The organism is Paenarthrobacter sp. TE3676, from assembly GCF_056279165.1.
The window spans coordinates 1-12,768 of record NZ_JBWBQU010000006.1; the positions used below are offsets into that span (position 1 = coordinate 1).

At 63.6% G+C, this 12,768-nt stretch carries 12 protein-coding genes; 4 read left to right on the forward strand and 8 right to left on the reverse strand.

Annotated features, from left to right (window positions below; genetic code table 11):
• Positions 1 to 210: hypothetical protein (locus ACZ881_RS14655; protein ID WP_209759205.1), on the forward strand; the 210-nt coding region annotated here is incomplete at its 5' end.
• A gap of 83 nt (positions 211 to 293) precedes the next feature.
• Here ACZ881_RS14655 and ACZ881_RS14660 read toward each other — a convergent pair.
• A complete protein-coding gene (locus ACZ881_RS14660) occupies positions 294 to 485 on the reverse strand; it encodes a YegP family protein (RefSeq protein ID WP_044569301.1) in 192 nt (63 codons plus the stop codon).
• 162 nt (positions 486 to 647) lie between these two features.
• Here ACZ881_RS14660 and nboR point away from each other — a divergent pair, with 162 nt between their 5' ends.
• The gene (gene nboR / locus ACZ881_RS14665; RefSeq protein ID WP_476116508.1) at positions 648 to 1,286 is read left to right on the forward strand and encodes a nicotine blue oxidoreductase; all 639 of its coding nucleotides are present in this window, start codon (positions 648 to 650) and stop codon (positions 1,284 to 1,286) included.
• A gap of 39 nt (positions 1,287 to 1,325) precedes the next feature.
• Positions 1,326 to 1,793 carry a GNAT family N-acetyltransferase gene (locus ACZ881_RS14670; protein WP_476116510.1) on the forward strand — a complete coding sequence of 156 codons (468 nt, stop codon included), beginning with the start codon at positions 1,326 to 1,328 and terminating at the stop codon, positions 1,791 to 1,793.
• A gap of 83 nt (positions 1,794 to 1,876) precedes the next feature.
• On the opposite strand, the gene ACZ881_RS14675 is transcribed toward ACZ881_RS14670, so the two are convergent.
• The 5 genes from ACZ881_RS14675 to ACZ881_RS14695 form a co-directional block, all read right to left on the reverse strand.
• Positions 1,877 to 4,696, reverse strand: a complete 2,820-nt coding sequence (locus tag ACZ881_RS14675) for a molybdopterin-dependent oxidoreductase (protein ID WP_476116512.1) — start codon at positions 4,694 to 4,696, stop codon at positions 1,877 to 1,879.
• Positions 4,686 to 5,624: an FAD binding domain-containing protein gene (locus tag ACZ881_RS14680; protein WP_476116514.1), complete on the reverse strand. Its 939-nt coding sequence runs from the start codon at positions 5,622 to 5,624 to the stop codon at positions 4,686 to 4,688. The genes ACZ881_RS14675 and ACZ881_RS14680 overlap by 11 nt, the downstream gene beginning before the upstream one ends.
• The gene (locus ACZ881_RS14685; protein ID WP_476116516.1) at positions 5,615 to 6,862 is read right to left on the reverse strand and encodes an XdhC family protein; all 1,248 of its coding nucleotides are present in this window, start codon (positions 6,860 to 6,862) and stop codon (positions 5,615 to 5,617) included. The genes ACZ881_RS14680 and ACZ881_RS14685 overlap by 10 nt, the downstream gene beginning before the upstream one ends.
• Before the next feature lie 330 nt (positions 6,863 to 7,192).
• Positions 7,193 to 8,776 (reverse strand): NCS2 family permease, encoded by a 1,584-nt coding sequence (locus tag ACZ881_RS14690; protein ID WP_178994206.1) that lies wholly within the window; start codon positions 8,774 to 8,776, stop codon positions 7,193 to 7,195.
• Positions 8,777 to 8,782: 6 nt separating this feature from the next.
• On the reverse strand, positions 8,783 to 9,277 hold the full coding sequence (locus ACZ881_RS14695; RefSeq protein ID WP_476116518.1) for a nucleoside deaminase: 495 nt from the start codon (positions 9,275 to 9,277) through the stop codon (positions 8,783 to 8,785).
• 447 nt (positions 9,278 to 9,724) lie between these two features.
• On the opposite strand from ACZ881_RS14695, the gene ACZ881_RS14700 reads away from it, so the two are divergent.
• Positions 9,725 to 11,068: an 8-oxoguanine deaminase gene (locus ACZ881_RS14700; protein WP_476116520.1), complete on the forward strand. Its 1,344-nt coding sequence runs from the start codon at positions 9,725 to 9,727 to the stop codon at positions 11,066 to 11,068.
• Positions 11,069 to 11,149: 81 nt separating this feature from the next.
• On the opposite strand, the gene ACZ881_RS14705 is transcribed toward ACZ881_RS14700, so the two are convergent.
• Together ACZ881_RS14705 and ACZ881_RS14710 are read right to left on the reverse strand one after the other, a co-directional pair.
• Positions 11,150 to 12,085 (reverse strand): type IV toxin-antitoxin system AbiEi family antitoxin domain-containing protein, encoded by a 936-nt coding sequence (locus ACZ881_RS14705; RefSeq protein ID WP_476116522.1) that lies wholly within the window; start codon positions 12,083 to 12,085, stop codon positions 11,150 to 11,152.
• A 323-nt stretch (positions 12,086 to 12,408) separates the two neighbouring features.
• Entirely contained in the window at positions 12,409 to 12,585 is a 177-nt protein-coding gene (locus ACZ881_RS14710; RefSeq protein WP_014922716.1) for a hypothetical protein, read from the reverse strand.
• Positions 12,586 to 12,768: the final 183 nt, after the last annotated feature.

The following is a 12,768-nucleotide window of genomic DNA, read 5'->3' on the forward strand; positions in this document are numbered from 1 at the left end:
CTCGGAGCAGACGGCTTCGGCTTCTCCGACACCCGCCAAGCCGCACGCCGCTACTTCAAAAACGACACCCACTCCATCGTCGCCAAAACCCTCCAGTTGCTGGCGGCGAGGGGCGAAGTTGAGGAGGGCGCGCCGTCGTACGCCATTGACCGCTACAAGCTGCTGGACGTCAACGCCGGCACCACCGGCGGAGCAGGCGGCGACGCCTAAACAGCCCGCATGACAAATTGGCGGCAGCGTTCGTGAAGAACGCTGCCGCCAATTGTCGTTGAGCGGGTTTCGTTGAACCAGACTTAGGTGCCCAGGTTCCTTCTATCGACCACGAAGCCGGTTGCCGCATTCTCGCGAACCGCGTTGATACCAGCCACTACCGCTTTCAGGTTCGGGAACTGTGGCGACACTGCCACAACCGTTCCATCCTCCGCGGTCAGCCGGAACCGGAATGAGTTGGTTCCTGCCTTGAGAATTTCAAAACTGCCAGCCATTTTCCCCTGTTCTTTCACGCGACACTGCGTATCCGAGCTGACTTCATAACTCCCTCACCGACCATATCGGCCAATTCAGACCACCAAAAGCCCTACTGATCGGTAATTTACAACCGATATTGGTAGATCTCTTGGAAAGAACCCCAAGGAGCTAGAGACCGCATGGAGCCCCGCGCGTATCGTGAGGATATGACTGACACCGGCACGGCCCCCACCACGGGCGTGCTCCTCGCTGCAGGCGCCGGAACACGGCTGGGCCGCGGCCCCAAGGCGCTACTCCCTTTCCGGGGCAGGACCCTGGTGGAAGTACTCGCCGACACGCTGTTCGACGGCGGATGCCGCGAGGTTGTTGTGGTGCTCGGCGCTGAGGCCGACCATGTCCGCCAAAGCACCGATTTGGGCACCCATGTGGTGGTCGAGAACGAGAATTGGGCCAAGGGAATGGCCGGCTCCTTCCGCGCCGGCATTGATGCGGCCATGGCAGGCAACAGCATCATGGTGGCGCTGGTGGACCAGCCCGGGTTAACCCCGACGGCGGTGAGCAGGTTGCTGGGCAGCCACCGTCCCGGCCGGGTCACCGCAGCCGCCTACCCGGACGAGTCCGGCCACCTGAAGCGTCGGCACCCGGTGATTTTCGACGTCGGACTCCGCTCCGAAGCGGCTGCAGCCGCCAATGGCGACACGGGCGCGCGTTCGTTCCTCAAGGCGCATCCGGGGCTCGTGGACTTAGTGGACTGCAGCGACCTCTGCTCCGGCGAGGACCTGGACACGAAGGACCAGCTGCATCTTTTGGACGGGTAGCGGCGGTTCGGACGGGTTGCGGCAGGTAAATTTGGGGACATGATCCGCATCGCAACTGATGATCCCGCACGCCCGGATGTCCACCAGCTCCTCAGCGAGCACCTGGCCGATATGTTCGCCACTTCCCCGGCCGAAAGCGTTCATGCACTGGACCATTCGGCGTTGAAGCATGAGTCAATGACGTTCTGGACAGCCCGGGAGGACGGCGTTCTGCTGGGTTGTGGAGCCTTGAAGGCCTTGTCCTCCGGGCACGCGGAGATCAAATCAATGCGCACTACTTCCATTGCCCGCGGACGTGGAGTGGCCACCCAAATGCTGGAACACATCGTGGCCGAAGCCGCCCGGATGGGTTACGAGCGGGTGAGCCTGGAAACGGGAACCGAGGACTACTTCGCCCCCGCCCGCCGACTGTACGCCAGGCACGGATTCACGGAGTGCCCGCCCTTCGGGGATTACACCCTGGACCCCAACAGTGTGTTCATGGAGCTCGCCGTCTTCCCCAAGTAGGTAACAGCAAACGTCGCAATGAGGGCTCATACCGACGTTTGCTGTCACCTAGTTGGGTTGGCACGGGACAGGGGTTAGTTGGGTCAGACGGGTGCAGTGGTGCGGTCGCGGAGGGCCAGGTAAATCTTGTCCCGCGCGATGGGCAGCTCGCCGAAGCGGATCCCGGTGGCGTTGCGGATCGCGTTGGCCAGGGCGGGAGCGACGGGGTTGAACGGGCTTTCGCTCATGGACTTGGCACCGAGGGGACCGGTGGAATCGTTGGTGGTGGCGAAATAGACCTCACTGCGGGGAACGTCCGCGAACGACGGAATATGGTACTGCCGCAGGATGTCCGTGGTGACGCGTCCGGCGTCGTCCACTTTCACTTCCTCGTAAAGCACCGCACCCAGGGCCTGCGCAATGCCGCCCTCGATCTGCCCACGACACTGCCGCGGATTCACCACCACACCGGCGTCGGCGGCCTGGACACTCTGCAGAATCCGCAGCTCACCGGTTCCTGTATTAACAGCAACCCGGAAGCCGTGAACGTTGAACGCGACCGACCGCGGTGTCCCTCCCCAGTTGCCGTCCGTGGCGAGTCGAACGCCTTGCAGCCGGGCGGCGTCGACGATTTCCGTCAGCGGCAACGTGCGATCGCCGCACTGAACGGCGCCGTCCACCAAGCGGCAATCAGTCAAGGCGGCTCCGGTCAGTGAAGCCGCGACCGTCTGGATCCGGGTGGCGAGTTCCAGCGCCGCACCCAACGTCGCCTTACCTGCCACCACGGTGCCGGCCGAACCGAACGCGCCGGTGTCGTGCTCCAGGAGGTCGGTATCGGACTGCCGCACCGTCACTTTGGACGCCGTCGTAGCCAAGGCCGTGGCAGCCAATTGCGCATGGACGGTTGTGGTGCCGTTCCCGAATTCCGCAGTACCGACGTCGACGGCGAACCTTCCGTTCGCCTCCAGGCTCACCCGGGTGTGGGCAAAGTGGCCGCGGGGCGGAACGGTGTCGATCATGGACAGGGCTGAGCCCTCCCCGACCACCCAATCCGGCCCCAGGTCATCCAAACCGGCTGCCCGGTAGCGTTCCTTGCCGCGGTCCAGGGCGTCCCGCACCAAGGAAACGCACTGGTCCAGGCCGTAGCTTCCGTAGTGAACGTCTTCCTCGGGTTCGGGTGTTGTGGAGAGCATGTGATCGCCGGGCCGGACCATGTTCTTGAGCCGGAACTCAAGCGGATCCATCCCGATGCCGATGGCGAGTTCGTCAATGGCAGACTCGATCGCGAAGATCATCTGGCTCAGACCATACCCACGGAAAGCACCCGCGGGGACCGTGTTGGTGTAGACGGCGTGTGCGTCCACTTTCTTGTTCACGCACTTGTAGACGGCCAAGGACTCTCCACACCCGTGGAACATGACGCCGGGTGCGTGGTTTCCGTAGGCACCGGTGTTGGTGAGGACGTTCAACTGCAGCGCAGTGAGCGAACCATCGCGGCTGGCCCCGGCCTTGAGGTGAATGGTGAAGGGGTGCCGGGTGGTAGTCGCCGTGAACTGCTCGGTCCGGGTGAACTCCAGCTGCACGGGCTTCCGGAGTGCAAGGGCTGCGAGGGCCACCAGGTCCTCGGTGAGGACTTCCTGCTTGCCACCGAAGCCGCCGCCAACCCGGCCTGCCACCACGCGGATATTCTCCGGCGGCAGGTTGAACACCCGGCTCAGCGTCCGCTTCACCAGGAAAGGTACCTGCGTGGAGGAACGGATCATCAAGCGGCCGTCTTCATCCAGCCAGGCAATGGAGGCGTGGGTTTCCATCGCCACGTGCTGCACGCGCTGCGTCTTGTACGTGTGCTCGTGAATGAAGTCTGCGGCCGCAAAGCCGTCGGCTACGCTGCCCAGTTCGGCATGGACCTCGGCCACCACGTTGTGGAGCGGGCGGGAAATGCGGGAGAAGACGCCGTCCTTTTCCCCATGAATGGCCGGGGCACCGGGGAGGATGGCCTCCTGCGGAGTGAACACGGGCTGTAGGAGTTCGTACTGCACGGTCAACGCCCGGGCACCGGCCTCAGCTGCGCCCACGGATTCGGCTACGACGGCGGCAACCCTCTGCCCGATGAACCGCACCACGTTGTCCAGCACGCGCGTATCGTCCGGGTCGTCGGTGTAATTCTCGTGTTGGGCACTGGAAAACAGCAGCTGCGGTGCGTCTTCGTGGGTGAAGACCGCCACGACGCCGGGAACAGCCAAGGCGGGAGCCTTGTCGATGGACACGATCCGGGCATGCGGATGCGGCGAACGCAGGAGCTTCATGTGCAGCAGGCCCGGGAGTTGTTCCGCCGGGACATCGAGGGCGTAGCGGGCGGTTCCTGTCACCACGGCCTGCCCGGCGGGGGCGGGAACGTTGTCCCCGAGCTGGCCGGGTGTGGCTGGGACTGCGGCAACTGACTGTGCCCCTGAAACGTCCGCTCCGGCGTCGTGGTGGTGATCGCCGCTGTGGGCGCCGGCGTGACCGCAGACCGCGTCCGCGATAGAGCGGTAACCGGTGCAGCGGCACAGGTTGCCCTTGAGGTTCCGGGGCAGGTTGGCGCGTTGCTCGTCGTCGAACGTCGCGGCCGTCATCATCATGCCCGCCGTGCAGAAGCCGCATTGGAAGCCCTGGGCCTCCAGGAACTGTTCCTGCACAGGGTGTAGTTCGCCGTCCTTGGACAGGCCTTCGATGGTGGTGACCGCTTTGCCTTCGGCGCGGACTGCCGGATAGATGCAGCTGTGGACGGGCGTGCCGTCGACGTGCACGGTGCAGGCACCGCAGTCGCCGCCGTCGCAGCCCTTCTTGACTCCGAAGTTGCCCTCCTCGCGGAGGAAGGTGCGGAGGCATTGTCCGGGGCGGGGTGTGCCCTGCGAGGCAGAACCGTTGATCTCAATTGCCATTGCGGGCCTCCTTCTGCTGCGTGCTTGGTACGGCTGGCTGGGTGGACGGCTGGGGCGAGGTGTTGTGCGGCGGCCAGAAATCACCGGAAACGGTCATTGATTCGCCCAGCAGCTCGGCCCGGATTTCCTCGGCCAGCTTGAACGTCATGTCGCGCCGCCATGCAGGCAGGCCATGAATATCGTCGTGGTACAGCGGCCACGGAATGGAATCGCCGACGGCGTCAGCCAGGGTCCCGGCGTCGGGAACCTGACCGGCGGGGAACCTCAGTTGTACCGGCCTTTTGGTGGAAGCAGTCACCGTGATGACCAAACCGCCGTCGGGGTCGAGCCGCCCGATCAGCAGCACGCCGGAGCGGCCCAGGTTGCTGAGCGACAAGCGCCGGAAGGCAACCCTGGCGGACAACGCTGACGCGGGCAGATGGATACTGCGGAGTAATTCCCCCGGTGCCAGGACAGTCTGCATATCGCCTATGACGACGTCGGCCACCGGAGCCCTGCGGCTGGTGCCGTCGGGGCTGAGGATGGTGGCTACGCCGTCGAGTCCTGCGCAGAGTGATGTCATGGGCCCTGCCGGCAGGCCGGTGCAAATGTTGCCGCCCACCGTGGACATGTTCCAGATCTTGAACGAGGACACGAACGAATCGCAGCACGGGCGGATCAGCGCCAAGCCAGGCCACTCGCGGCTGGCGGATTCCGCGGTTTGTGGCAGGGCGTAGAGCTCGGCGACGGTACAGGTGGCGGCCAGCTCGATGCCTTGGTCAGTGACGGTGATGGCGGGCCACTCCGCTTGGCCGAGGTCAAGGAGCCGTTTGAGGACCGTGCTGCCGTAGGAGAAAAGGACAGTGCCCCCGGCGAGCCAGGCATCGCCGTCGCGCCATTGTGCCGGGTCCGTGGTGGGGACCACGGCCTCGATGGTGTTCATGTCCATGGGTCCTCCTGAGTGAGGTATTGGGCTGCTGCGTGAGTCGGGGCTGAGTGGATCGGGCCGGTGCTGTCCTTGAGCGACGGGAACCCGGGTGCCTTGGAAGTCTTCTGGCCAGCTCCACGCTCAGCGATGATTTCTGCCGTGATGGAAACTGCTACCTCGGCAGGAGTCACGGCGCCGAGGTTCAGCCCGATGGGCGAATGCAACCGTTCCAAGGACTCCGGCGGAGTGCCTGCCTCGAGCAAGGCCTCGATCCGTTGGCGGTGACTGCGACGGGAACCCATCGCACCGACGTACGCCAGGTTCAACCGGAGGGCGCCCTCAAGCAACGGGATGTCGAATTTGGGGTCGTGAGTCAGGATGCACACCACTGTGCGGGAATCGATGCGCCCGGCGGCCGCCTCGGTTTCCAGGTAACGGTGCGGCCAATCGGTGACCACTTGGTCTGCGCCTGCGAAGCGGCTTTGCGTCGCGAAGGCAGGCCGCGCGTCGCACAGCGTGACGTTGTATCCGAGGAGTTGCCCGGCCGGGAGCAGGGCCGCTCCGAAATCGTTGGCACCGAAGACCAGCATCCGAGCTGCCGGCAACCGGCTTTCCACGAACAAGGTGATGGGCTCGGGCTGCGTTTCCTCTTGTGGGGGCAAGGCCAACCGCTCGGTAGTGACCCACCCGTCGATGCACCCCTCGGGCGGGGCCAGCCGGACCAACCCGGCGCGGCCACCTTGGAGCAGGGGCTCAACCTGGGCGGCGGCGGCAAAAAGTGTGGAGGGGTGGTCGCCAAGCAATTTGGCCAGTTCCTCGGATTCCATGGCCCGGAACCGCACGGGATCGTTGACCACCATGACTCCACCCTGACCATCGAGCCGGCGGATCAGGGCTGCAGGGCGCTGAGTTTCAGCAAAAACAGACAGTTCAGGCGATCCTGCCCGGAGCGGCTGGATGTGGACTTCCAGCTCTCCTCCGCAGGTGAGCCCGACGGCGAACGCGTCCTCGGCACTGTAGCCAAAAGACTCAAGGCGAGGGCCGCCGTCGCGCATTGCTTCCAAGGCCGCCTCCACCACGGCACTTTCCACGCAACCTCCGGACAAGCTGCCCAGGATTTCGCCGTTTTCGGAGACCATCATGGAGGTCCCCATGGGCCGCGGCACGGAGCCTCCGGTCCCCACGATCGTGGCCACAGCACACAGTTGGCCGGAGACCGCAGGCCGCCAGCTGCCCAGTGAAGGCATCAGATCCAGCATGGCAACACATCCTTATTCCAGGTGTCCCGGCCGGGTGGCCCGGCCGGAGCAGTGCGCGATCTTGCCTCATATTCTCATTTCCAGAGGAGGTAGTCGCGGTTATTCAGTAAAAGTGGAGTTCATAGGAACGGGGGCAAGGGCTTCATCTCCCTGCCCCCGTTCCCTGACGGAGCGTCGGTGCCCGTCCCTGAATCACCAGGGCCGCCGCCCGCCGTCGTGCCTGTTATTTAGGGACAACGACGGCGGACGCCTATTCGTGCGGTGGGTACCGGCGGACCGCCGATCGAAGTGCCGGAAATGTATGCCCGCCGGCGCGGGTGCGGCTCCGGGCTAGACGCCCATCAGCGCGTTGATCGGGCCGCGGGCAAAGTAGATGATGAAGCCTGCCGTGACCACCCACATGAGCGGGTGCACCTTCCTGGCCTTGCCCGACGCCGCACTGATCACCGCGAAGGAGATGAAGCCGACGCCGATGCCGTTGGCGATGGAGTACGTCAGCGGCATGGTCACGATGGTCAGGAACGCCGGGAGGGCGATGGAGAACTTGGTGAACTTGATCTCGCGGATCTGCGCCATCATCATCGCACCCACCACCACCAAGGCTGACGCCGCAACTTCCAGCGGGACCACCGAGGTGAGCGGCGTGAAGAACATGGAGCCCAGGAACAGCAAGCCGGTGACCACCGAAGCCAGGCCGGTTCGTGCACCTTCGCCGATGCCCGCCGCCGAGTCGATGTACACGGTGTTGGACGAACCGGACGTTGCGCCGCCCACCACTGCACCCATGCCTTCAACAATGAAGGCTGACTTCAGCTTGGGGAACGTGCCGTCCTTGTGTGCCACGCCTGCGCTCTTGGCCAGGCCCGTCATGGTGCCCATGGCGTCGAAGAAGTTGGTGAACACCAAGGTGAAGACCAACATCGTCGCAGCCAATCCACCGATCCTGGCGAAGGAGCCGAAGAGATCGAACTGGCCCACCAAGCTCAGGTCCGGGACGGACACCAATTGGCTCGACAGGATGGGCACGTTGAGGTGCCAGCCGCCGGGGTTGTCGGCGCTGCCTGGACCGATGCGGAACACGGCCTCGGCAACAGCGGCGAGGACAGTGGTGGCGACGATGCCGATCAGCAGGCCGCCTTGGATCTTGCGTGCCACGAGGATGCCCATGGTCAGCAGTCCGATGATGAAGACAAGGGTGGGGATGGACGTGATGGAGCCGTTGTCGCCGAGCTGGACCGGTGGGCCGCCCGTTGTTGCGCGAACGAATCCGGAATCCACAAAGCCGATGAAGGCGATGAACAAGCCGATGCCAACGGTGATGGCGGCCTTGAGTTCCTTCGGGACTGCCTTGAAGATCGCCGTCCGGGCGCCGGTAGCACCGAAGATGACAATCAGGATGCCGTTGATGACCACTAAGCCCATGGCTTCGGGCCACGTAACTTCCTGGATGACCGCGACGGCGAGGAACGAGTTGATGCCCAAGCCGGCCGCGAGGCCGAAGGGCAGGTTGGCGACGAGACCGAAGATGATGGTCATGACGCCGGCGGTCAGGCCAGTGACGGCTCCAACCTGTGCAGCTGAAAGCCAGCCGCCAGCGACGTCGGTAGGGGCGTTTTCTGCCGAGAAGCCACCCAGGATGAGCGGGTTAAGGATGACGATGTACGCCATGGTGAAGAAGGTGACCAGGCCGCCGCGGAATTCGCGGGCCAACGTTGAGCCACGCTTCGAGATCTGGAAGAACTTATCCAGGAAGGAGTTCGACACCGGGGGCTTCTTGTTTCCATCTGCCAGGCCGGTTGCCGTGTGCTTTGCCGCTGTGGGCTCTGCGCCGTCTCCCTGGGGAAAGAGCGCAGCCTGCTTTTCAGCTGCTGTCTGCTTTTCAGCGGAATTGTCCAGGATTGTCATGTCAGCCACCGGGCCCTAGTAATCAATCCTGGAATCAAGCGTGTTCCATGTGTTGAACGGCTGGAGGGCCGCCGGAGCCTGGGGGTCGCCCAGTTCCAGCTTGGCTACCGGCATCAGCCCGTCCCGGTTGTCGTTCTCGAAGTACTCGTAGAAGACGGCGTCGTCAAAGCCGACGGATGCGGCGTCGTGACGGTCTGCTGCAAAGAACACGCGGTCAACGCGAGCCCAGAGTGCGGAGGCCAGGCACATGGGGCATGGCTCGCAGCTGGTGTAGAGGGTTGCTCCGCTGAGATCGAAGGTTCCCAGTTCGCGGCAGGCGTTACGGATGGCCGTGACTTCTGCGTGTGCGGTGGGATCGTTCGTGGCGGTGACGCGGTTGACGCCTTCGAAGGCTCGTCCGTCCGCGGTGACAATGACGGCGCCGAAGGGGCCCCCACTGTTAAGGACATTGGCTGTTGCCAGCTCAATGGATGTGGCCAGGAATTGCTCGGCCGTGACGGTTGTACTCATGTTGCGACTTCCTTAGTGCTGAGGAAGCCAGGTGACCTGTTTGGGGGCGCTACAGAGAGGAGCTCCAGTTAGCTTGGTTACCAGGCTTCAGCATGTGCGATGAAGGTTAAGTTGCGCCTGGTAGATAGCTTCCCGAGGTCCGGGTGCCCGCCTTTGGCAGTTAGAGCGTAGCACCAGGTTTGTGAGCCGCGCCATAGTTTTTTGAAAACTTAATTTCGTGATGCGAAATTAGCTGTGCTGCGGGCAGGCGCCGGGCTGGTGCCGGGGCTGGTGCCGGCGCTGGTGCCCGAATGTGACCGCAGGCAGCCCGCGAGCGTTGACTGCCGCCGTCGGGCATTTTACGCTTTGGAGACCGGGCCACCCCTCTGGCGGACCGGCCACCTGGATCAGCAGACAGGGCCTAACTGAGCTGGAACGCGTACACGCCGACCAGACAAGGAACCTGTCATGACCCCTCTTTGGATCAAGAACCCGCTGGGTATCTTCACCGCAAACGACCTCGACGCCGGCGGCGGCCTGGTGGTTTCCGACGGAAAAATCCTGGAGCTGGTGCCTACGGGCGGTCGGCCTTCTTCTCCCGCGACCGTCTTTGATGCCTCCGCCCATGTGGTCCTCCCGGGGCTCATCAACACGCACCACCACTTCTACCAAACCCTCACCCGCGCTTGGGGCCCCGTGGCCAACGCGCCGCTGTTCCCCTGGCTGCAAAACTTGTACCCGGTGTGGGCACGATTGACGCCGCGCAGCCTGGAGCTCGCAGTGCAGGTGGCACTGGCCGAGCTGCTGCTCTCCGGCTGCACCAGTGCCGCCGACCACCACTACCTCTTCCCCGACGGCATGGAAGACGCAATCGACATCGAAGTAGCTGCGGTGCGCGCCATGGGAATGCGCGCCACCTTGACCCGCGGGTCCATGACACTGGGAGAGGACGACGGCGGGCTGCCGCCCAGGACCACGGTCCAGTCGCCTGAAGCGATCCTTGCGGACAGCGAACGGCTGATTCGCCAGTACCACGAGACCGGCGATGGGGCTGTTGTACAGATCGCGCTTGCCCCGTGCTCGCCCTTCTCGGTGACCAAGGAGATCATGGCCGAATCTGCCGCGATGGCTGAACGCTTCGATGTCCGGCTGCACACGCACCTTGCCGAGACCATTGACGAGGAAGACTTCTGCCGCTCCATGTTCGGACTGCGGACCGTGGACTACTTGGAATCCGTGGGCTGGTTGGGATCCCGCACCTGGCTTGGGCACGGCATCCATTTCAACGACGACGAGATCGCCAGGCTGGGAGCCGCGGGCACCGCCGTCGCGCATTGCCCCACTTCCAACATGCGCCTCGCCTCCGGGACTGCCCGCGTCCTGGAACTTGAGGCTGCGGGCGTTCCCGTGGGGCTGGGAGTGGATGGATCGGCGTCGAACGATGCCTCCAACATGATCCTCGAGGCTCGTCAGGCCCTGTATTTGCAGCGGCTCCGCTATGGCGCCTCGGTTCCCGTGGAGCGGGCACTGGGATGGGCTACTCGTGGATCTGCCGCCGTTTTGGGGCGCTCCGACATTGGGCAACTGGCACCCGGACTGCAAGCGGACCTGGCCTTGTTCAAGCCCGACGAGCTGCGCTTCTCCGGAAGCCACGACCCCGTCGCCGCATTGCTGCTCTGCGGGGCGGACCGTGCCGATCGGGTGATGGTCGGGGGTTCTTGGCGCGTTGTGGACGGTGCGATTCCAGGGCTGGACGTCGCCGGGCTGATCGCTGAGCACTCGGCGGCGGCGCGCAAGCTGGTTGCTGGGTAGGTTCTGGTTGCCCGGCGGGGCCCGTTTCGGGGGTTCCCTGCGTATTAGACGGTAGGAGTCGTCTAATACGCACGGAGCCGTCTATCCGGCCGCTTTTAGTGCACGAAGAACACGATTCTTGAACTCGTGCTCCTGGAACAGATCCCGCCATTTGATCCGAATGAAGGTCCAGCCGAGCTCGGTCAGGGCCTTTTCGCGTTGCCTCTCCTTAAAAATCACCTCATCCGTTGGCTTGTAATCGAAGTATTTGGTGCGGCCGTCGAACTCCATGGCCACTTTCTTGCTACGCCATGCGAAGTCGAGGCGATGACTGCCTTCAACCGTGCGGACTTCCACTTGAAGTTCGGGTTGTTCAATCCGGAGACGCAGGAGTAGCTCGCGGGTCAGGGTTTCCCCGGGAGACTCAGAACGAGGGTCCGCACTTTGGAGGACTCGGCGCAGCGTCAGCACGCCGCCTCTTCCAGCCAGCGCAACGCACATTTTCTCCAGGCGGGCGAAATCCGCCCCCATGCGGAGTGCATGATCCATCAAGATCAAGGCTTGTTTGGAGTTCAAAGTCAGGCAGCAATCCACGACGGTCAGCTCCAGGGATGTGCACGGCAGCCCGTCCATGAGGACCACGTCCGCCTCGTTGAGCCTTCGGGAATGGGCGACTACATCGCGTCCATGCGAGATAGGCGAAGGCGTATTCTTCTGCGTTATGTGCACGCGGTCGTCAACGTCCCACAGAAACAATCGATGGAGACGTGCCGCGGAAGTGTGGCTATAGACCAAGCCGCCGCCCGACGTCGTAAGCGTCCCATGAGCATGTGCTGCGATCAGTTGTCGGCTTCGCACCCAAGGTTTTTGCCCAGCCCAAATGCGTCCACGGATGTAGCAACCACGGCGAAGCCTTACCAGCTCTCCCCTCCGGACCATCCAAGCGATGGCGCGAGCGTTGAATCCTGCCTCGTTGAGCTCGGAAGTACGCCAGAGGTGGATTCCTGCAGGGAGCTCCAAGGGGGCAGTTTTAGTCATGAACCAAGCTTCGTCAGATCCCGCGAGCTTGGGACAGGTGCGCTCAGTCCTATGTGGAAAAGTTCGTTTAGACGGCTTGCTGCGTGTTAGACGATTCCTACCGTCTATGGCGCAGCTGGACGTCTAAACGGGTGGTGGGCGCGGGGTAGGCGCCGGGCGGGGACCGAGCGGGCGCGACGGTCAGGCAGCAACGGAAAGGCGGGCGATACCTCCCCAGGTATCGCCCGCCTCGTTGGCTCTGTTGCGCAGAGTCCGTCCCCGCAAGGTCCCACGGCGGCAGGGTTCCCTGTCCGAGCTTGCGAGGAAAGGGAACCGCCGGGGATCTAGGGGCGCTGCCGGCCGAATACCGGGAGCGCGCGCAGCCAACGGGAGAACCCGCCGGCTTTGCGGTCACAGTCGGCCGGAATATAGAAGTCGGGATCTGTCGCACCGAAGGGCAGGTACAGCTCCTGACCCGGCGCCGGGAATTCCACGACGTTGTTCGTATCCTTCGAGTCCATCTGTTCCTCCTCTTTCTCATGCCTACAGTTTCCGCTCTTCGGAAAACTTTTATTGTTATGTGGAAAGTGTAGGCAGCGGCGAAAGCAGTCGTCAAGACCCCTTGGGAGGCGAAGTGAGTTGCCCCGGTCACATTTGGATGGTTCATAACGATCCTTCGATACCCGTATACACAAGACGAAATA